Source organism: Streptomyces sp. NPDC111744, from assembly GCF_055634995.1.
In genome coordinates, this window is record NZ_JBVKCG010000004.1 from 411,627 (window position 1) to 429,844 (window position 18,218).

Sequence of the window (18,218 nt, forward strand, 5' to 3'; positions counted from 1 at the left end):
CTTGGCGTGCGCCGAGGGCGGGGGAGACACCACAGTTCTGCGCCGTTTTCGAGCAACCTGACGCAGCTGCGGCCGCGTTGACCGCGTTCATCGATCACGAGCGTGCCGGGTAGTCCGCCATCGCCGGATCCTCGGCACCCTCGCCGCAGACTGCCGACGAATCAACGGCTCAGCTCCACCAGGGGTTCGCGCGCTGCTCCGTCAATCCGTCAAAAGGCAGGCGAGCAGCCCGTCCAGCGGCGCGGGCACGCGGTCGGGTTCCAGGGCCTCGACGAGGACCCGGCCGTAATGGATCTTCCGCCCCGATTTCGTGCCGAGGAAGCGGCGCATCTGCCGCTGTGCGGGTAGGCCCTGCTGGGCTGGCTGGTTGAGGAAGGTCTGCAGGGAGCGCTGGTCGCCCTCGGCGCGGACGAGTTCGGCGACCCGGGATGGCCCGAGGGCGCGGACGAGCTCGTCCTCCAGATCGGCGGCGCAGACGAAGAACCCGTGTGGTGCGGCACCGGCCCGCTCCAGGCCGCGGGCGTAGTAGGGCCGCTCCCGCTCGTCGCACAGCCCGGTCAGGCGCAGGCCCAGGCCGGGTGGTCCGAGGAGGCGGGCGTAGCGCCCGACGTTCATCGCACCGCCCATCGACAGCAGGCACACCCCCTCGGCCGCCGGCTCCCGCCCGCGCCGCGCAGCCAGCGCGTCGACGGCGGCGACATCGCTCGGCCCTTCGAGCAGCACGGCGACCCGCACTCCCAGCCGATCGACCAGCTCACGAGCAGGACCCTCGGGCCCACCACCCGCCCACCCGGCGACCGCCTCCCGGAACGCCCCCATGTCCGCCATGGCACGAGTCTCCGCCCAGGGCGGGCGTCGATGCCAGGGAATATCCGCCTACGCGAGGCCATCAGTGGCCGGGGTGTCAGTCCTTGCGCCCGGTAGCGGCGACGGTGGAACCAAGGCCGATCACGGCGAGCCCACCGGCCTCCCCCACCAGGGAGAGCCGCTGCGCCGGCCGGGCGAACCCCTCCACGAACGTCACAGGAGTTCGTACGGCCGCCCTACCTCGCGCTGAACGACCGCCTCGACGTCCTCGATCAGGCCGATGTAGCCGTCGTGCGCCCGGCCCGGGTGGTGGCACTCGGCATGGCGGCGAGCCATGCCCGGGCTGCGGCGACGATGGCGTGCACTCGCGACGGCCGGGGCCGTCGGTGTCAGCTCGGGAACATCCCGGCGGTCGCGTTGATCCAGGTGCCTGTGAGGGCGACTCCGGCGTCCGAGGCGAGGAATGTCGCCAGTGCCGCGATGTCCGCGATACGCGGGGAGCGTTTTGTCATCCGCAGCGAGTCCAGGTGGGTGCGGATACCGGCCACCGCCGCCTCGTCCATCGCCGGGGCGCCCGCCGCGCTCAGCTTCTCCGGGGTGAGGGTGTCGGTGACCCCGGCGGTCCAGATCCCGCAGACCCGGACGCCGGACGGCCCGAGCTCCTGGGCGAGTTGGCGGATCAGCGCGTCGATCGCGCCGTCGGCGGCGCCGGTACCGCCGAGCATCGGGGTGCCGTTGTGGGAACCGCTGTTCAGGGCGAGGATCACGCCCGAACCCTGTGCGGCCATCCGGCGGGCGGCCGCCCGGGCGGTGATGAACTGGCAGGCGATGCCTCGCACCACCGGCCTGGTGTAGTCCTCGACCGACATCTCGGTCAGCGGGACGCCCTGGAGGTCCCCCCGCGGTACGAGGTTGAAAGAGACGTCGATCCGGCCCGCCCGCTCGACCACGGCGGCCGCGTGCGCCTCCACGGCCGCCTCGTCCTCCGCGTCGAGCACGTCGTACTCGGCGCCGGTCTCCGCCGCGACCTCCCGCAGCGTGGTCTCCGTACGCCCGGCGAGGAACACCCGCGCCCCGGCCAGCGTGTACTCCCGCGCCACCCCGGCCCCGAGCGCACCGGCTCCGCCGTACACGACCGCGACCCTGTCCTTCAGCAACATGACTGGTGAGCTCCGTTCGGCTTTGTGAACGTCCGTCGCTCATAGGACGCGCCACAGCCGTGAACTCATCGGTCAGAGAGTCATCGGCAGTCCGAAGGCCGGGAAGAGGTGGGGCTCGAAGGTGGTGATCTCGGCGATCCGGCCGTCCTCGATCCGCAGTACGTCGATGAGCTGGGCCCGGAAGACACTGGTCCCGGGGCGTTGCAGGTAACCGGCCACGGCGGGCTGGCCGTTGGCGCGTACGGGCAGGTGGCGCCAGTGGCCGGCGAACATCGGGGACGCGGGGTCGAGGTTGGGGCGTACGAAGCCGAAGAGCGCGTCGCGGGAGGTGAACCAGTAGGGGTTCGGCGGCATGGTGAGCACCGCGTCCTCGCGGACGAGGTCGACCATGGCGTCGATGTCGGCTCGGGCGGCGGCGTCCATGTAGCGCTGCAGCAGGGCCATGTCCGTGGCGCTGGGTGCCGTGGCCGGGGCCGCCCAGTCCTCCCGGCGGCCCGGCAGCGCCTCCCGCAGAGCCGAACGGCCGCGCTGTACCGCGCTGTTGGCCGAGGCCACGCTCGCGCCCAGCAGGTCGGCGGTCTCCTGCGCCGACCAGCCGGCGACATCGCGCAGGATCACCGCGGCCCGCTGGCGGGGCGGGAGGTGCTGGATGGCGGTGAGGAAGAGCAGTTCGAGGGTCTCGCCGGCCACGGCCTGCTCGTCGGGCTCGTGCTGCGGCGCGGTCGGTTCGGGCAACTGGTCGTCGGGGAAAGGCTGCAGCCAGGGCATACGGGGCGGCGGCGGACCGTCGCCCGAGTCCATTCCCGGCACGGGTTCGTAGGGGACCGGGCGCCGGTCCTGCCTGCGCAGGAAGTCCAGGCACAGGTTGGTGGCGATCCGGTACAGCCAGGCACGGGTGTTGTCGACGCCGTCCAGGGTCTCCTTGGCCCGCCAGGCCCGCAGAAACGTCTCCTGGGTGAGGTCCTCGGCCTCGTCGTACGACCCGAGCATCCGGTAGCAGTGCACCCGCAGCTCGCGCCGGTGGCCTTCGACGAGGGCGGTGAAGTCGGTGTCGTCAGATTTCGTCACGGCGACGGGTGTGACGTTTTCGGGGGCGGTGGGTGTGACGTTTCCCTGGGTGGGGGGCGTGCCGGTTTCCGCGACGGTTTTCGCGTCGGCTCCGGTGACGCTTTCCGCGCCGGCGCCTCCGACGGCGTCCCGGCCGCGCGCCTTTCCCGCCTGCCGGGCGAGGCCGGGCTCCTGGCCCGTCTGCCGGGCAGGGCCCGGTTCCTGTCCCGCCTCCCGCGCGAGCCGTCGTAGCTGCGCGAAGCGGGTGGTGAGGCCCTCCACATCCGCGTGGAACGCGGTCCCGGGCGCCAGCCGCACCCGGCCCAGCCGGTCCCCGAGGTCCGAGAGCAGCTGCCTGGCCGGTGGCGAGCCGCCCGCCCGCCGCCGTTCGCGGTAGGCCCGCTGGCGGCAGGCCTGGGAGCAGTACGACGCGGTACGGCCGGGGCCGCCGCCGCTCTCGATCGGGTTGCCGCAGACTTCGCAACTGCCTCTCATGCCGGGCACCTTATGTCCGGCCCAGCCCCGTGACGAGAAGGCCGACCAGACGGCGGGCGTCGTAGCCGGGGTCGTGGTCCGCGCCGATGCAGAGGTTGCCCACGCCGTGCATCAGGTCGAGGGCGGCCAGGTCGGTGTGGATCTCGCCGGACTCGTTCGCCGCATCGAGGAGCCGGGCGCAGACGGGGACCAGACGTTCCAGGAAGTAGGCGTGGAGGGTGTCGAAGCCCGCCTGGTCGGAGCGCAGGGCCGCGGCGAGCCCGTGCTTGGTGACCAGGAAGTCCACGAAGAGGTCGATCCACCGGCGCAGCGCGTCGTACGGGCTCGGGGCGGTGGCCAGCAGGGCCGGGCCCGCCTCGACGCAGGCCTCCACCTGGTGCCGGTAGACGGCGATGATCAGATCCGCGCGGGTCGGGAAGTGCCGGTAGATCGTCGCCGTGCCGACGCCCGCCCGGGCCGCGATGTCGCGTACCGGTGCCTCCACGCCCGACGCGACGAACGCCGCCGCGGCCGCTTCCAGCAGGGTCATCTCGTTGCGCCGGGCGTCCGCCCGGCGGGGTCGGACCGCCTGCTCCTCGTCCTTCATCGTGCGTCCCTCATCGTGTGCTTCCTCCGCTCTCACCCTATCGGGGCGTTGCTAAACGGGACGTCGTTCCGTATCGTCGGAGACATGAAACGGGACGAGGTCCCGTTTGTCTGTGCGTCATATATGCCACCTATGCCATGTATGCCACTTACGTCATGTACGTCATGTGAGGAGACTCGGTCATGCAGTACCGCACCATGGGCCGTACCGGTGTGCAGGTCAGCGCGCTCGCGCTCGGCGCGATGAACTTCGGCGCGGTCGGCCGGACCACGCAGGAGGAGGCGACCGCGATCGTCGACGCCGCCCTGGACGCCGGGATCAACCTGATCGACACCGCCGACATGTACGGCGGGGGCGAGTCGGAGGAGATGGTCGGCAAGGCGATCGCCGGCCGCCGTGACGACATCGTGCTGGCCACGAAGGCGGGCCTGCCGATGGGCGACGAGCGCAATCACCGCGGCGGTTCACGGCGGTGGCTGGTCACCGAGCTGGAGAACAGCCTGCGCCGGCTCGGCGTCGACCATGTGGACCTCTACCAGATACACCGCTGGGACCCGACCACGAGCGACGAGGAGACCCTGTCGGCGCTGACAGATCTGCAACGCGCCGGGAAGATCCGCTACTTCGGCTCCTCCACCTTCCCGGCGTACCGGATCGTGCAGGGCCAGTGGGTGGCGCGCGAGCACCACTTGAGCCGTTACGTCACCGAACAGCCCAGCTACTCCCTCCTCCAGCGCGGTGTCGAGTCCCATGTGCTGCCGGTGACGGAGGAGTACGGGATGGGTGTGCTGGTGTGGAGCCCGCTGGCCTCGGGCTGGCTCTCGGGCGCCGTGCGCAAGGGCCGGTCCATCACCACCAGCCGGTCCAAGCTCCTTCCCGACCGTTTCGACCTCACCCTGCCCGCCAACCAGGCCCGGCTCGACGCCGTGGAGCGGCTGGCCGCCGTCGCCGAGGAAGCCGGGCTGACCCTGATCCAGCTCGCGCTCGGCTTCGTCACCGCGCACCCCGCCGTCACCAGCGCCCTCATCGGCCCCCGCACCCAGGACCACCTGAACTCCCAGCTCGCCGCCGCCGACACCGTGCTCTCCGCCGATGTCCTCGACGCGATCGACGCGATCGTCGCCCCCGGCACCGACCTGGCCGCCCACGAGAAGCTCGACACCACGCCCGCCCTGCTCGACCCGGCACTGCGCCGCCGCTGACCCGCGGCAGAAAGGCCGCTCCATGGCATCCACGACCACGACCCCACCCCGTTTCGGGATCATGACCGCTCCCATGCAGGTGTCGTACGACGACCTCCTGCGGGTCTGGCGGGAGGCGGACGCGATCCCCCGGATCGAGCACGCGTGGCTGTTCGACCACCTCATGCCGATCGGCGGCGATCCCGACGGGCCGATCTACGAGGGCTGGACGCTGCTGTCCGCCCTGGCCGCCCAGACGCGACGCCTGCGCCTCGGCCTCCTGGTGACCAGCAACCGTTTCCGGCCGCCCGCGATACTGGCGAAGATCGCCACGACCGTGGACGTCGTCTCCGGCGGCCGGCTCGACTTCGGTATCGGCGTCGGCTCACGGCCGCATCCGCCCGAGGCCCGCCGTGAGTATCCGGCGCACGGCCTGCCCTTCACCCCGCCCGCGCAGGCCGTCGAGAGCCTCGCCGAGGCCTGCGCCCTGATCCGCCGCCTGTGGACGGCCGCCGAACCCTTCGACTTCCACGGCACCCACCACCAGCTCACCGGCGCCTTCGCCAACCCCAAACCCGTCCAGCGCCCCCACCCTCCGATCCTGATCGGCGGCCGCTCGGCGGCGACCCTCCGGGTGACCGCCGAACACGCCGACCTCTGGAACATCCCGGGCGGCGACATCGAGGACTGCGTCCGCCGCAGTGCCCTCCTCGACCGCTACTGCACAGAGATCGGCCGCGACCCCGCCGAGATCACCCGCTCCATCCACCTCTCCGTCTCCTACGACCACCCGGAGACGACCCGGGCCGCGATCGCAGAGGCGCTGAACGCCGGCTTCCGGCACATAGTCCTGGGCCTGCCGGCGCCGTATCCGGAGGGAGTCGCCCGCTGGGTGGCAGACGAAATCATCAGCAAGGAGGCCTGACCACCCACGGGCAAGGCGGCCCAGCTCCGGTTACCGGTCGCCGGGTCACCCTCACCCCTCGCCCCTATGGTCCCTCTCACCGAACCGTGCGACCGCCGTCAGGACCGCCTCGTGCATCGCGGGGCTGCCGGTGTGGCCCGAGTCGTCGATCACCTTCAGTTCGGCGTCCGGCCAGGCCCTGGCCAGTTCCCACGCGGTCTTGAGCGGGCTGCCCAGGTCGAGCCGGCCGTGGATCAGCACCCCAGGGATCCCGGTCAACCGATCGGCGTCCCGCAGCAGTTGGCCGTCCTCCAGCCAGGCGTCATGGGCGAAGTAGTGCGCCGGGACCGCCGTGCACGCACAGGGCGGGCTTTCCCTCCGGGGTGCCGTTGACCTCCCAGTAGATCCGCTGGCCGTCACCGACATCGAGGAGCCCATGTGCGTACGGCTCGATGGGCGGGAACTGCTCGGGCATGGTGATCTCCCCTCCAAGGCTGCTGGGAACAGCCTTACTCCTTGACGGAGTTGGCCGGGGAATATCGGGGGAGCCCGGGATGCCGGCCCGGGCCTTCGTCGCCACAGACGGGGGGAGAGGACGGGAGGAGAGGAGACGCAAGGCCAGGCGCCACGGGTGCCATCGGCGCCGCCAGGGTTGTTCCGCCGGCCGTTCGCGGGGCCCGCTTCACCGGCAGTTCCCCGGCCTGTTCCGCCGGCCGTTCGCGGGGCCCGGTGCACCGGCCGTTCCCCGGCCTGTTCCGCCGGCCGTTCGCGGGGCCCGCTGCACCGGCCGTTCCCCGGCCTGCTGCACCGGCCGTTCGCGGGGCCCGGTGCACCGGCCGTTCCCCGGCCTGTTCCGCCAGCCGTTCGCGGGGCCCGCTGCACCGGCCGTTCCCCGGCCTGCTGCACCGGCCTGTTCCGCCAGCCGTTCGCCGGGCCCGGTGCACCGGCCGTTCCCCGGCCTGTTCCGCCAGCCGTTCGCCGGACCCGCTTCACGGCCGTCCCCCGGGCCTGCTTCGCCGGCCGTTCGGCACGCGTGTCGTACCGGTTGTCGCCGGGCAACCCCGCGGCGACAACCGGCTGAGCGGGCCGTGCCGGGCCCGTGCGGTGTGCGGCTCTTTGCTGAACCGTTGCCCTACCGGACGCGGTATGCGTGTCCGGCCCGCTCAAGAGCCGGGTGCCACATCTCCGGCTTTCCAACCCGCGAAGCGCCCACTACTCGCGGTCACCCGGAAGGCGTCACCAGCCGAGGGCGTCCTCGTCGGCTCGCGCCTCCCGGGGCGGGGCGACCGGGCGGGGGTCATGGCAGGTGAAGCCCAGCCGGGTCAGTGCCCGGCGCATCTCGAGCGTGGTGAAGTCACGGCGGTTCTGCCGGGTGATCACTTCCCCGACCTGCATCACGGGGTAGACACGGCCGTCGATGGTCACACCCACGCCGGTGACGGGTTCGGGCGTGTGGCTGCTCATTGACTGCTCGACCTCGCTCTTGGTGAGGTCGAAGGGGAAACGGGCGATGACAACGCGCATGGATGCCTCCTCGGGGGGCGACCGCGGGACGCGGCGGGACGGGGGGGTCGGACGGCGGTCAGGGTCAGGGCGAGAACGCCCGGGGTGTCCGTGTTCGTCGATCACGTTGGACACGTCCGGGGTGCGGTCCGGCGTCGGGGCGGACGGGACGGGCGTGGGCTCGGTCTGTCCGCCGGGAACGCATCCCCGTGCTCCGGCTGTGAGTCCGGTTCTCCTTCGGCTACGAGTCGGTCCTTGAGGTGCTACGGCGTGTTCGCGCGGCGGACGACCGGCCTCCGCGACCACGGCCCCGTCCACGACCGGAGGATCGCGTGCCCTCGCGCGGTGTGTCGGCGGCCGGTGCGGCGATGGTGACGGGTACGCCCGAGGGGGTGCGGGCGCCGGTGATGCGCTGCAGCTCGGCCTCACCGGGCCGGACCTGGACGGCACTCGCGGTGACCCCGGCGTCCGTCATCAGGCGGTCCACGGCGCGCCGCTGGTGCGGCAGGACGAGGGTGACGACGGTGCCGGTCTCGCCGGCGCGGGCGGTACGGCCGCCGCGGTGCAGGTAGTCCTTGTGGTCGGCGGGCGGGTCGACGTTGACGACGAGGTCGAGGCCGTCGACGTGGATGCCGCGGGCGGCGACGTTGGTGGCCACGAGGACCGTGACGTGGCCGTCCTTGAACTGGGCGAGGGTCCGGGTGCGCTGCGACTGGGACTTGCCACCGTGCAGGGCCGAGGCCCGCACACCGACGGCGAGCAGGCGCTTGGCGAGCCGGTCCACCGCGTGCTTGGTGTCCAGGAACATCAGGACGCGTCCGTCACGGGCGGCGATCTCGGTGGCGGCGGTCTCCTTCTCGGTGTCCCGCACATGCAGCAGGTGGTGCTCCATGGTGGTGACCGCGCCCGCGGACGGGTCGACCGAGTGCACGACGGGGTCGTGGAGGTAGCGGCGCACCAGGAGGTCGATGTTCCGGTCCAGGGTGGCCGAGAACAGCAAGCGCTGGCCGTGGGAGGGGATTTGGTCGAGCAGCGCGGTCACCTGGGGCATGAAGCCCATGTCGGCCATCTGGTCGGCCTCGTCCAGGACGGTGATGTCGACCTGGTCCACCCGGCAGGCGCCCCGCTCGATGAGGTCCCGGAGGCGGCCGGGGGTCGCGACCACGACTTCGGCGCCGGCGCGCAGGTCACTCACCTGGCGGCCGATCGACATGCCGCCCACCACGGTGGCGAGCCGCAGCCGCAGGGCGCGGGCGTAGGGGGTGAGGGCGTCGGTGACCTGCTGGGCCAGTTCCCGGGTGGGGACGAGGATGAGGGCGAGCGGCTGCTTGGGCTGGGCGCGCTGCCCGTCGAGGCGGGCCAGCAGCGGCAGGCCGAAGGCGAGCGTCTTGCCGGAGCCGGTGCGGCCCCGGCCCAGGACGTCCCGGCCGGCCAGCGCGTTCGGCAGGGTGGCCGCCTGGATGGGGAACGGGACGGTCACGCCTTCGGTGCGGAGGGCGGTCAGCAGCCGTTCGGGCATGTCCAGTTCGGCGAACGTCTCGACGGCGGGCAGTGGTTCGGTGAGGGTGACCGGCAGGGCGAACTCCTGGCGGCGCGGGGCGGAGCGTGCGTCCTGGCCGCTCTTGCGGCCGGTGCCGGTGCCCTGACGGGGGCCCTGGTGGCCAGATCCCTGGGTACGAAAGCGGCTGCCGGGGGTGGAGCCTGCCGAGTGTGTGGTGGTGCGGTCCGTGCGGTGGCGGCCGGAACTGCCGCCGGTGCGGCGGGTGCGGTTCAAGAAGGAACCTTCCTCGATGCGGCGTATCGAGGAATTCCGGCCGGCGGACGGGTGACCGCACGAGGAATCACAAGAATGAGCCGGAGAAAAAAAGAGAAAAGCTGGGGCCCGCACCCCAAGAGCGCGGGCCCCAGCCTCAAGACGCGCGAGCACGTGGCTCGCGTCGGTTCGCGTCAGCGTCAGGCGGGAACGATGTTCTCGGCCTGCGGGCCCTTCTGGCCCTGCGTGACGTCGAAGGTCACCTTCTGGCCTTCCTGAAGCTCGCGGAAGCCCTGGGTGGCGATGTTCGAGTAGTGGGCGAAGACGTCGGGGCCGCCACCCTCCTGCTCGATGAAGCCGAAGCCCTTTTCCGCGTTGAACCACTTCACGGTGCCAGATGCCATATTGAATCTCCCTTGAGGGGCAGTGCCGGACTCCGCACTTTACGAAGCCGAGTCGCCGCGATGATCACCCCTCCGGAAAGATCCGGAAAGCTTTACAAAGAAAAAATTTCTCTGGCAACCAAAACTGCAACTGCTACCACGCTAACACAGGTGGGCTGTGAGCGGCCATGTGTATTTGGTACCGCACGGTAATTCTAGTGTCGCCGTACTCTGTATTTCTGTGCTGGCGGGACTAGATATTCGCGCCGTGTCCGTCGAGCTTCCGGCTTGTCTCCCGGTTCAGCCGGAGGGCGTCCTCAAGCTGGTTCTCCAGGGAGATGATCCGGCACGCGGCCTCGACGGGGGTGCCCTGGTCGACCAGCTCCCGGGCGCGCGCGACGATGCGCAGTTGACGGCGGGAGTACCGGCGGTGACCACCTTCCGAACGCAGGGGAGCGATCAGCCCCGTCTCGCCGACGGACCGCAGGAAGGCGGGAGTGGTGCCGAGAACGGCGGCGGCCCGTCCCATGGTGTGGGCGGGGGAGTCGTCATCGTCGAGGTTGCCGGCGGCAGGGCCGTTCTCAGCGGGCATGACACCTTCGTTTCGGGGACGCGGCGGGGACCCGGGCGGGCCTGGCACCGCTCTCCGAAGGATTCGGCACCATGCGCGTCGCACGGAAACCCTAACGCCGACAGCCATGGAGATTTGCCTCCGCCGTGACAGATTTCCGTTCGCCGCTGAGCCCGCGCGCGTCGTGCGTGGCCGGCGTGAGTGTCGGCATGATCAGCCCGTTCGGCGTACCGCCCAGGCCGTCACCTTCACCGGGTCGCGGCGATCAGGGCCGTCAGGGGCACGGCCGCCGGGGTCCACCGCCGGGGTCCGGGCCGCGTCCCGCACCAGCGCGGCGGCGACCGGCGAGGCCGCGAGGGCGGGTCCGTGCAGCGGCGGGTTCGCTGCCGAGGGCGCCAACGGTGACGGCGGTCGTCCGACGCGGCTTCAGGACCCGCTCGCGTCGGCCGTCCGTTGGCCGGGGCGAGGCCGCCGACCGCCTCGTCGGTCTCCCCGGGCACGGCGCGGCGATCAGTCCCCGTGGCGCAGCGGAGCCAGGCCCCGTCCCTAGTCAGCGAGGAACGAGGCCAGGGCCCTCGCCGTCTCCTCGGGTGCTTCGAGCTGCGGGTAGTGGCCGACCCCGTCCAGGACGGTGAACGCGGCGCGGGGGCAGCGCTCGCGGAGGCGGTCCAGGACGTGGGCTCCGCTGACGGGGTCCTCGGGGCCCCAGACGAACAGAAGGGGCCCGTCGTACTGTTCGAGGGCGCCCGTCCAACGTGGGCCGTGGACACGGCGGTCGTCGATGTAGCGGAGCAGACGGGGGGCCAGGCGGTGGCCGTTCTGGCGGGCGATGGCCGTCCACATCTCGTGCAGCAGTTCGTCCGGGACGGGTCGGGCCAGTACGCCGCGCAGGCCGGCCGTGAACCTCTTCTCGTCGGTGAACCGGGCCAGCAGCGGGCCGACACGGCTGTGCAGGAGGCGCTGGACCGGGATCGGGCGGTGGAGGTCGGGGTAGAGGCCGCCGTTCAGGAAGGCGGCGCGGATGATGCGGGCGGGGTCACGGGCCAGCAGCTCCTGGGCGACCGAGACGCCGTAGTCGTGGGCGACCAGGGCGGTTCGGCCGATGCCAGCCGCTTCCAAAGGGCCTGGACCAGATCGGCCTGCTCGTGGACGGAGTACCGGTGGCGGCGCGGCTTGTCGCTCTGCCCGAACCCGAGCAGGTCGAGGGTGGTCACCCGGCATCCGGCCGCGACCAGGTGCGGGACGGTCGGCGCCCAGTCGTGGGAGGAGGTGGGGAAGCCGTGGACGAGGGTCACGGGTCTGTCCGTACCGTCCTGACCGTCTTGGCGGACGAATACGTGGTGGACCCTCAGCTCGGCCTCGGAGCCGCCGGCGATCCAGTCGGTGAGGTTCATCGCGGGGTCGCCCACGCCTTTCGTCGTGCCGCGCGCAGTTCGGCGTACAGCTCCGGGCCCGGCCAGGTGCGCGGCGTGGTCTCCGCCTCGCGCACCAGGTCGGCCAGACGCGCGTTCGCGGGTGCCTTCAGTCCGTGTGCGGTGGCCAGGGCGACGATCTCGCCCTGAAGGGAGTCGATCTCCGTGGACCGGCCGCGTTGCAGGTCCTCCCACATCGAGGAGCGGGCGTGGGCGTCGATCCGGAGGGTCGCCCCCGCCAGCCGCCGGAAGAGACCGTCGGGCAGCCCGAGGACGTACGGGGTGACGGCGGGCGCGGTGGGGCCGAGACGGGCGGGGACGACCCCGGCGGCGCGGTAGACGGCGAGGGCCTCCCGCTGGCACAGGGCGAGGCAACGGCGGTAGGCACGCTCGCCGAGCTGGTCGCGCAACGGCAGCCCGGAAAGGGCGTTGATCGCGTTGTTGAGGTTCATCAGCAGCTTGGCGTGCTGCACCTCGGACATGTCGGTGCGGGCCTCGATGGCCAGGTGCGCCTCGCGGAAGGCGGCGACGAGCGTGTCGTCCGGCTCGGTCATGAGCCTGCCGGCCATGCCCTGGTGCACGGTGCCCGGCTCCGACTGCACCACGTTGTACGGCACCATCCCGGTCAGCACGGTGTGTCCGGGGAGCGCGGCGCGCAGGGTGGCCGGGTTGTGCAGCCCGTTCTGGAAGCTCACCACGACCGCGCCGGGAGCGAGATGGGCGGCGAGGTCCTTGGCGGCGGCCTCGGTACCGGCGGTCTTCACGGTGACCAGCACACGGTCGGCGCCGGCCGCGGCCTCCGGGCCGGTGGCCAACGTCAGCTGCTCCGGCGCCAGTTGGACTGGGGGCCGGACGGAGGTGCTGAGGGTGAGTCCCCGCTCGCGCAGCACGTCCATGGCGGCGGGCCTGCCGATGAGCGTCACGTCGTACCCGGCGGCGGCGAGATGGCCGCCGAGATGACAGCCGATGGTGCCGGCACCGAGAACGGCGAAGCGGGGCTTGGGCACGAGGCGCACGGGGGCGGGGGGCATGGATGGCTCCTGCGGAAGGCTCACGATCAACCGTACTCACGTTCACGCCCACTTGGCGACGGCGTCACCCGGCGGCGATCCGGGGCGCGGCACCTCGTCCCCCAGGGCCGCCACCCTGGTCCGGATCTCCTCGGCCGCCGTCGGGCCGGACTCCGGGGTCGTGCCCGCCGTACCGGCAGACGGCGTTTCTCCCCGCCGCCCATGCCGCCCTCGCGGTCTGATGTACACGTCCGCCCCTGATCCACCGTCAGTTTCCGTCAGGTGAGCAGCACATCATGTCCGCAGCCGAGAACCGCACGGCGGCCGGCTCGGCCTTCCCGCCGACTTCCTCATCGCCCCCGGCGGCCAGGTCCTCGCCGCCGAGCACGGCGAGCACGGCTACGACCAGTGGTCGGTCGACGAACTCCTGGAACTGGCCGCGCGCCCGGCGCGCACACCGCCCCCTGCGAATCCCGCGGCCCGCTTAAGGGCCGCGTCACGGGGAGGTGGCCGGCGAACAGCCGGCCGGCTCACGGCGGCGTCACCCGCGGAGCGACCGCGGCCGCCTGCGCGCCGGACAGTTCGTCGAGGGAGCGGCCGCGGGTCTCGACCCGGAAGGCGAAGGTGATCACGAAGCCCAGCGCGCGAGCGCTGAGGCGGACAGCGGCTGTTCCGCCCAGATCGTCTTGCCGGTCGGCGTCTGGCGGCTGCCCCAGCGTTCCGCGAGCTGGGCGACCAGGAGCAGGCCCCGGCCGCCCTCGTCGTAGACCCGGGCCCGGCGCAGATGCGGGGCCGTGCTGTTGCCGTCGGAGACCTCGCAGATCAGGGACGCGTCGCGGATCAGACGGAGGGCGATCGGGCCGTCGCCGTAGCGGACCGCGTTGGTGACCAGCTCGCTGACGATCAGCTCCGTGGCGAAGGCCGCGCCCGTCAGGCCCCAGGCCTCCAGTTGTTCGCCCGCCATCTTGCGGGCCCCGGCGACCGCCGCCGGGTGCTGGGGGAGCTGCCAGGTGCGGACCTTGGTGGTGTCCAGGGCGTGGGTGCGGGCGAGGAGGAGGACGATGTCGTCGGCCGGGCGGTCGGTCAGGACCGTGTGCAGGACGCGGTCACAGGTCTCCTCCAGGGGCGCGGCCGGGGTGGCGAGGGCCCGGCGGAGGAGGGCAAGGCCCACCTCTATGTCGTGGTCGGCCGTCTCCACCAGGCCGTCGGTGTAGAGGGCGAGCAGGCTGCCCTCCGCCAGTTCCACCTCGGTGGACTCGAAGGGCAGGCCGCCGAGGCCGAGCGGCGGGCCGGCCGGGAGGTCCAGGAGGCGGACGTCGCCGCCGGGGGTGACCAGGGCGGGCGGCGGATGGCCGGCGCGGGCCAGGGTGCAGCGGCGGGACACCGGGTCGTACACGGCGTAGAGGCAGGTCGCGCCGACGTCCCCCGAAGTGGCCTCCGGGTCCTCCTCCCGGGCGAGCCTGATGACGAGGTCGTCCAGCTGGGTGAGCAGTTCGTCGGGAGCGAGGTCGACGTCCGCGAGCGTCCGCACCGCCGTACGCAGGCGGCCCATCGTCGCCGAGGCGCGGATGCCGTGGCCGACGACGTCACCGACGACCAGGGCGACCCGGGCGCCGGACAGCTGGATCACGTCGAACCAGTCGCCGCCGACATCCCCGCCGGAACCCGTGGGGAGATAGCGGTAGGCCACCTCGGCCGCCTCGAGGCCGGGCGGCGGCCGGCCGGGCAGCAGGCTGCGCTGGAGAGCGAGTGCCGTGCGGCGCTCCCGGGTGTAGCGGCGGGCGTTGTCCACGCTCACCGCGGCCCGGGCGACGATCTCCTCCGCGAGCCGCTGGTCGTCCTCGGTGAAGGGCTCGGGTGTGCGGTGCCTGAGGAAGTGCACGAGGCCGAGGGTGACGCCGCGGGCCCGCAGGGGGACCATCAGCATCGAGTGGATCTGGTACCGGGCGACGGAGTCGGCGCGGGCCTTGGAGGCTCCGATCCACTCCGGCATGCCGGGGTCGCCCGGCTGGTGGCGGGTGCCGTGGCCGGCGAGCAGGGTCCTCATCGGGGGCGTGTCCACTGGGTAGCGGAGCGCGTCGCCGGGGTCGGCCGCCTTCTCCGGGCAGCCCGGCAGGACCGAGCGCTGTGCGGTACGGCGTACGGTGACCGGCTCGTTCGGCGGCAGCGGTCCCGGCTCGTCGCCCAGGGCGACGGACTCCAGCAGGTCGACGGTGACGTAGTCCGCGAACCCGCCCACGGCCGCCTCGGCCAGCTCCTCGGCGGTCCGGGTCACGTCCAGGGTGCTGCCGATGCGCACGCTGGCGTCGTTGAGGATGGCCAGGTGGCGGCGGGCCCAGTACTGCTCCGTGGTGTCGAAGACGGTCGTGGACAGGCCCTGCACCGTGCCGGACTCGTCCTTCAGCGGGGACAAGTACATCGACCAGGAATGCTCCCGGGTCTCCCCGGGCGCCTGGCCGTGCTGCTCGTGGAAGACCGTCCGCCCGGTGCGCAGGACCTGCCGCTGGAGGCGGTCGTACTCGTCGAAGTGACAGCCGGGCTCGATCTCCCGCAGGGTCAGGCCCCGCATCTCCGCCACGGGCAGGCCCATGATCCGCGTCATGGCCTCGTTGGCGGCGACCAGCCGGGCCTCGCGGTCGTAGATCGCCACCGGCATGGGCAGCTGGGCGAGCGTGAGGTCCCACAGGGCCGCGGCCCCCGGCTGGTCCCGCCCGGACACGGCCGTCCGCGCGGCACCGGTCACCAGCCAGAGCGGCCTGGCGCCCGCGTCCGCGAGGGGGGTGCCCTGGAGGCGTACGAGGATCCGGTCGGCGTTGCGATGCCGCAGCGCAACCTCGGTGGACCAGCGGTGCCCCTTGGCGATGTGGCGGCGCGCGGAGGCGGGCAGGTCGGCGGCGAGCAGGTTCCGGGCGGGACGGCCGACGATCTCGGCGGGTTGGTACCCGAGCAGCTGCTGGGCACCGGCGCTCCACACCAGGACCGCCCCGTCGGCGTCGACGACGACCGCGAGGTCATCCGGTACGACCGTCAGGTCCTCCGTTACGCGTCCCTGCATGGTGCCTCCGGATGCCCGGGTTCCCGGCTGTCCGGGTGCCCGCATCCGCTCCCAGCATTCCGCCCCACCGTGCGCCCTTCAACCGACGCCGGGGGCAGGGTGCGCAGGGCGAGCTGGACGGTGGCGGCCACGCCGACGAGGCCGCTCACGCCAGGAACCGCGCCGCCGAGACGGCCACCCGCGCCGGGACCACGACTACGACGCACGGCCACGGCTGAGCCTGACTCCCTCGCCCGTCCCCGCCGTCCGCAGGAGCAGCACGGCCACGTCGTCGGTGTGGCCGCCGGCCGGCCAGGCGTGGTGGACGAGGCTGTCGATGAGGTGTTCAAGGTCGTCGACGCCGGCGCGCGCGAGGTGGGCGGCGAGGTCGGCGGTGGCGTGCACGACGTCGGTGCCGGGGCGTTCGATCAGACCGTCGGTGTAGAGGGCCAGGACGGCGCCGGCCGGGACCGCGGCCCGGGTGACCGGGTAGCGGGCGCGTGGATCGACGCCCAGGGGCGGTCCGGGGGCGAGGTCGAGCGGGTGGGCCCGGCCGGGCGCGGGGCGCAGCAGGGGCGGTGCGTGGCCGGCACTGGCCAGGGTCAGTTCCTGGCGGACGAGGTCCAGGTGGGCGTAGAGGCAGGTCACGAGGAGGTCGGAGGAGAGATCGGCGAGCAGCCGGTTGGTGCGGGCGATGACCTGGTCCGGGGTGGCTCCGGCGGTGGCGTGTGCGTGGATCGCGGTGCGGACCTGCCCCATCAGGGCGGCCGCGGCCATGCTGTGGCCCTCCACGTCACCGATGACGGCCGCCGCGTTGGTGGCGTCGAGGCGCAGCAGGTCGTAGAAGTCGCCGCCGACGTCGATGCCGTGCCCGGCCGGCAGATAGCGGGCGGCGACGTCGAGGCCGGGCAGGGCGGGCAGGCCGCGGGGCAGCAGCGCCTGCTGGAGCTGGTGGACGAGGTGGTGCTGGGTGTCGTACAGGCGGGCCCGGTCCAGGGCCTGGGCCAGCAGGCCGGACAGCGGGTTGAGCACGGCGCGTTCGTCGGCGGTGAAGGCGTGGGGGCGGTCGTAGGAGAGGATGCAGCAGCCCACCGGGCGTCCCGAGATGACCAGGGGCAGGAAGGCCCACGCCTGCTTTCCGCTGATCTGCGGGGCGCGGGGGTGGCTGTGGGCCAGTTCGGCGGGGCTGCCGAAGTAGGCCGGGACGCCGCTTGCAAGGACCCGGCCGGCCGGGGTGAGGCCGGTGTCGAGGGGGAGGGCGTCGAGGCGCTCGACGGCGTCGGCGGGGTAGCCGTGCTGCCCGGCGATCCGCAGCCGGCCCGCCTCGGCGATGCTGAGCACCAGCCCCTGGGCGCCGAACGCCGGCAGGATCTGGTCGGCGATCAGAGCGACGAGGTCCTGGGTGGTCACCGTCTCGGTGAGCGCGGCCGCCAGGTGGATCAGCTGGTAGAGGCGGCCGGGCGTGGTAGGAGCCGGCTCCGTGCCGGCGGGCGGCGCGGCCGCCGTCTCCGCCCCGGGGGTGATACGCACGCTGATGCCGCTGTGGTCGGGGTGCAGATGGAAGGTCAGCCACCGGTCCGGGGGGCGGCGTGCGCTGAAGGACACCGGCGCGCGGCTGACGACCGCCATGCGGTACCGCTCCTCGTAGCGCAGGTCGTCCAGCCACGGCAGGGACTGCCAGGGCCGGGTGCCCAGCAGCAGGTCCGGCTCCCGGCCGAGCAGCCGGGCGGCCGCGGCGGACACGAACGTGACACGGCCCTCCAGGTCGAGGGCCACGGCCCCCTCCGGGAGACGGTCCAGGTAGTCGGCGGCGGCCAGCCCGGTCTGGTCGGGATGGCGCGGGACCTCCACGGGTACGACCCGGGGCCGGTCGGGGAGGCCGGGCGGTACCGGCGAGTCGTCCAGGAGCCGGGTCAGGCGGCGGGCGCTCGCGGTGATGTGCTGCCGTTCGCGGGCCGTGGCCCGGGGCGGATGGTCGGCGGGCCACATCAGCACGACCCCGCCCCAGCAGCGGCGCACCCCGCGCAACGGCACCGCGGCGAGCGCGAAGGGGTACGGCAGGACGGCCGCCGCACGCGGATAGTGGCGCACCATCTCCTCCTGGCCGCCGACCCAGACGAGGTGGTCCTCGCGGATCGCGTCGGCCACCGGGACGGGGGCGGTCAGCGCCAGCCGCTGCCACGGGGCGGTGAAGCCGACGGGCAGTCCGCACAGCGCCACCAGGCGCAGCAGCGCGGCCGGCTCCTCGATGAGATACACCCCGCCGATCGCCGCCCCCGTCCGGCGCACCATGCCGGCCAGCGCCACGCCCAGGGCGTCGTCGACCGGCAGCTCACCCCTGGGCCGGGCACGGTGCCCCATGACGGTCGTCC

Annotated in this window: 17 protein-coding genes and 1 pseudogene; 2 read left to right on the plus strand and 16 right to left on the minus strand. The window is 72.9% G+C overall.

Annotated elements, in window-relative coordinates:
- Positions 1 to 201: 201 nt before the first annotated feature.
- The 5 genes from ACZ7OO_RS12080 to ACZ7OO_RS12100 form a co-directional block, all read right to left on the minus strand.
- Positions 202 to 828, minus strand: coding sequence for a TOPRIM nucleotidyl transferase/hydrolase domain-containing protein (locus ACZ7OO_RS12080; RefSeq protein WP_471504009.1), 627 nt, complete (start codon positions 826 to 828; stop codon positions 202 to 204).
- 192 nt (positions 829 to 1,020) lie between these two features.
- Positions 1,021 to 1,143: a hypothetical protein gene (locus ACZ7OO_RS12085; protein ID WP_471504011.1), complete on the minus strand. Its 123-nt coding sequence runs from the start codon at positions 1,141 to 1,143 to the stop codon at positions 1,021 to 1,023.
- A gap of 53 nt (positions 1,144 to 1,196) precedes the next feature.
- Positions 1,197 to 1,967, minus strand: a complete 771-nt coding sequence (locus tag ACZ7OO_RS12090; protein ID WP_471504013.1) for an SDR family oxidoreductase — start codon at positions 1,965 to 1,967, stop codon at positions 1,197 to 1,199.
- A gap of 72 nt (positions 1,968 to 2,039) precedes the next feature.
- The gene (locus tag ACZ7OO_RS12095) at positions 2,040 to 3,509 is read right to left on the minus strand and encodes an RNA polymerase subunit sigma-70 (RefSeq protein ID WP_471504015.1); all 1,470 of its coding nucleotides are present in this window, start codon (positions 3,507 to 3,509) and stop codon (positions 2,040 to 2,042) included.
- 10 nt (positions 3,510 to 3,519) lie between these two features.
- Positions 3,520 to 4,095, minus strand: a complete 576-nt coding sequence (locus ACZ7OO_RS12100; protein WP_471504017.1) for a TetR/AcrR family transcriptional regulator — start codon at positions 4,093 to 4,095, stop codon at positions 3,520 to 3,522.
- Between the two features lie 182 nt (positions 4,096 to 4,277).
- Between ACZ7OO_RS12100 and ACZ7OO_RS12105 the strand changes: the two genes are divergently transcribed.
- Complete coding sequence (locus ACZ7OO_RS12105) at positions 4,278 to 5,297, plus strand: aldo/keto reductase (protein WP_471504019.1); 1,020 nt, start codon at positions 4,278 to 4,280, stop codon at positions 5,295 to 5,297.
- Positions 5,298 to 5,319: 22 nt separating this feature from the next.
- Complete coding sequence (locus ACZ7OO_RS12110; protein ID WP_471504021.1) at positions 5,320 to 6,201, plus strand: LLM class flavin-dependent oxidoreductase; 882 nt, start codon at positions 5,320 to 5,322, stop codon at positions 6,199 to 6,201.
- A 51-nt stretch (positions 6,202 to 6,252) separates the two neighbouring features.
- On the opposite strand, the pseudogene ACZ7OO_RS12115 reads toward ACZ7OO_RS12110, so the two are convergent.
- The 11 genes and pseudogenes from ACZ7OO_RS12115 to ACZ7OO_RS12165 form a co-directional block, all read right to left on the minus strand.
- Positions 6,253 to 6,525 (minus strand): annotated as a pseudogene (locus ACZ7OO_RS12115) (prolyl aminopeptidase); the annotation flags it as partial.
- Positions 6,503 to 6,655, minus strand: a complete 153-nt coding sequence (locus tag ACZ7OO_RS12120) for a hypothetical protein (RefSeq protein WP_471504277.1) — start codon at positions 6,653 to 6,655, stop codon at positions 6,503 to 6,505. The gene ACZ7OO_RS12120 and the pseudogene ACZ7OO_RS12115, both read right to left, overlap by 23 nt.
- A gap of 761 nt (positions 6,656 to 7,416) precedes the next feature.
- Positions 7,417 to 7,704, minus strand: coding sequence for an SCO5918 family protein (locus tag ACZ7OO_RS12125; protein WP_352221538.1), 288 nt, complete (start codon positions 7,702 to 7,704; stop codon positions 7,417 to 7,419).
- A 220-nt stretch (positions 7,705 to 7,924) separates the two neighbouring features.
- Entirely contained in the window at positions 7,925 to 9,457 is a 1,533-nt protein-coding gene (locus tag ACZ7OO_RS12130) for a DEAD/DEAH box helicase (RefSeq protein ID WP_471504023.1), read from the minus strand.
- A 179-nt stretch (positions 9,458 to 9,636) separates the two neighbouring features.
- Complete coding sequence (locus ACZ7OO_RS12135) at positions 9,637 to 9,840, minus strand: cold-shock protein (RefSeq protein ID WP_031482971.1); 204 nt, start codon at positions 9,838 to 9,840, stop codon at positions 9,637 to 9,639.
- A gap of 232 nt (positions 9,841 to 10,072) precedes the next feature.
- Entirely contained in the window at positions 10,073 to 10,411 is a 339-nt protein-coding gene (locus ACZ7OO_RS12140; RefSeq protein ID WP_471504025.1) for a helix-turn-helix domain-containing protein, read from the minus strand.
- Between the two features lie 525 nt (positions 10,412 to 10,936).
- Entirely contained in the window at positions 10,937 to 11,509 is a 573-nt protein-coding gene (locus ACZ7OO_RS12145) for an alpha/beta fold hydrolase (RefSeq protein ID WP_471504027.1), read from the minus strand.
- Entirely contained in the window at positions 11,395 to 11,799 is a 405-nt protein-coding gene (locus ACZ7OO_RS12150; protein WP_471504029.1) for an alpha/beta fold hydrolase, read from the minus strand. The genes ACZ7OO_RS12145 and ACZ7OO_RS12150 overlap by 115 nt, the downstream gene beginning before the upstream one ends.
- Positions 11,781 to 12,833 (minus strand): 2-dehydropantoate 2-reductase, encoded by a 1,053-nt coding sequence (locus ACZ7OO_RS12155; RefSeq protein WP_471504031.1) that lies wholly within the window; start codon positions 12,831 to 12,833, stop codon positions 11,781 to 11,783. Before ACZ7OO_RS12155 ends, ACZ7OO_RS12150 begins: the two co-directional genes overlap by 19 nt.
- 607 nt (positions 12,834 to 13,440) lie before the next feature.
- Positions 13,441 to 15,867 carry a SpoIIE family protein phosphatase gene (locus ACZ7OO_RS12160; protein ID WP_471504033.1) on the minus strand — a complete coding sequence of 809 codons (2,427 nt, stop codon included), beginning with the start codon at positions 15,865 to 15,867 and terminating at the stop codon, positions 13,441 to 13,443.
- A 195-nt stretch (positions 15,868 to 16,062) separates the two neighbouring features.
- Positions 16,063 to 18,207, minus strand: coding sequence for a SpoIIE family protein phosphatase (locus ACZ7OO_RS12165; RefSeq protein ID WP_471504035.1), 2,145 nt, complete (start codon positions 18,205 to 18,207; stop codon positions 16,063 to 16,065).
- Positions 18,208 to 18,218 lie beyond the last annotated feature (11 nt).

Bases quoted from the DNA above. Each gene is read 5' to 3' on its own strand.
- ACZ7OO_RS12155 (WP_471504031.1), bottom strand. From the start codon at position 12,833: ATGCCCCCCGCCCCCGTGCGCCTCGTGCCCAAGCCCCGCTTCGCCGTT.
- ACZ7OO_RS12140 (WP_471504025.1), bottom strand. From the start codon at position 10,411: ATGCCCGCTGAGAACGGCCCTGCCGCCGGCAACCTCGACGATGACGAC.
- ACZ7OO_RS12120 (WP_471504277.1), bottom strand. From the start codon at position 6,655: ATGCCCGAGCAGTTCCCGCCCATCGAGCCGTACGCACATGGGCTCCTC.
- ACZ7OO_RS12110 (WP_471504021.1), top strand. From the start codon at position 5,320: ATGGCATCCACGACCACGACCCCACCCCGTTTCGGGATCATGACCGCT.
- ACZ7OO_RS12135 (WP_031482971.1), bottom strand. From the start codon at position 9,840: ATGGCATCTGGCACCGTGAAGTGGTTCAACGCGGAAAAGGGCTTCGGC.
- ACZ7OO_RS12105 (WP_471504019.1), top strand. From the start codon at position 4,278: ATGCAGTACCGCACCATGGGCCGTACCGGTGTGCAGGTCAGCGCGCTC.
- ACZ7OO_RS12160 (WP_471504033.1), bottom strand. From the start codon at position 15,867: ATGCAGGGACGCGTAACGGAGGACCTGACGGTCGTACCGGATGACCTC.
- ACZ7OO_RS12090 (WP_471504013.1), bottom strand. From the start codon at position 1,967: ATGTTGCTGAAGGACAGGGTCGCGGTCGTGTACGGCGGAGCCGGTGCG.
- ACZ7OO_RS12080 (WP_471504009.1), bottom strand. From the start codon at position 828: ATGGCGGACATGGGGGCGTTCCGGGAGGCGGTCGCCGGGTGGGCGGGT.
- ACZ7OO_RS12085 (WP_471504011.1), bottom strand. From the start codon at position 1,143: ATGGCTCGCCGCCATGCCGAGTGCCACCACCCGGGCCGGGCGCACGAC.
- ACZ7OO_RS12095 (WP_471504015.1), bottom strand. From the start codon at position 3,509: ATGAGAGGCAGTTGCGAAGTCTGCGGCAACCCGATCGAGAGCGGCGGC.
- ACZ7OO_RS12100 (WP_471504017.1), bottom strand. From the start codon at position 4,095: ATGAAGGACGAGGAGCAGGCGGTCCGACCCCGCCGGGCGGACGCCCGG.
- ACZ7OO_RS12125 (WP_352221538.1), bottom strand. From the start codon at position 7,704: ATGCGCGTTGTCATCGCCCGTTTCCCCTTCGACCTCACCAAGAGCGAG.
- ACZ7OO_RS12165 (WP_471504035.1), bottom strand. From the start codon at position 18,207: ATGGGGCACCGTGCCCGGCCCAGGGGTGAGCTGCCGGTCGACGACGCC.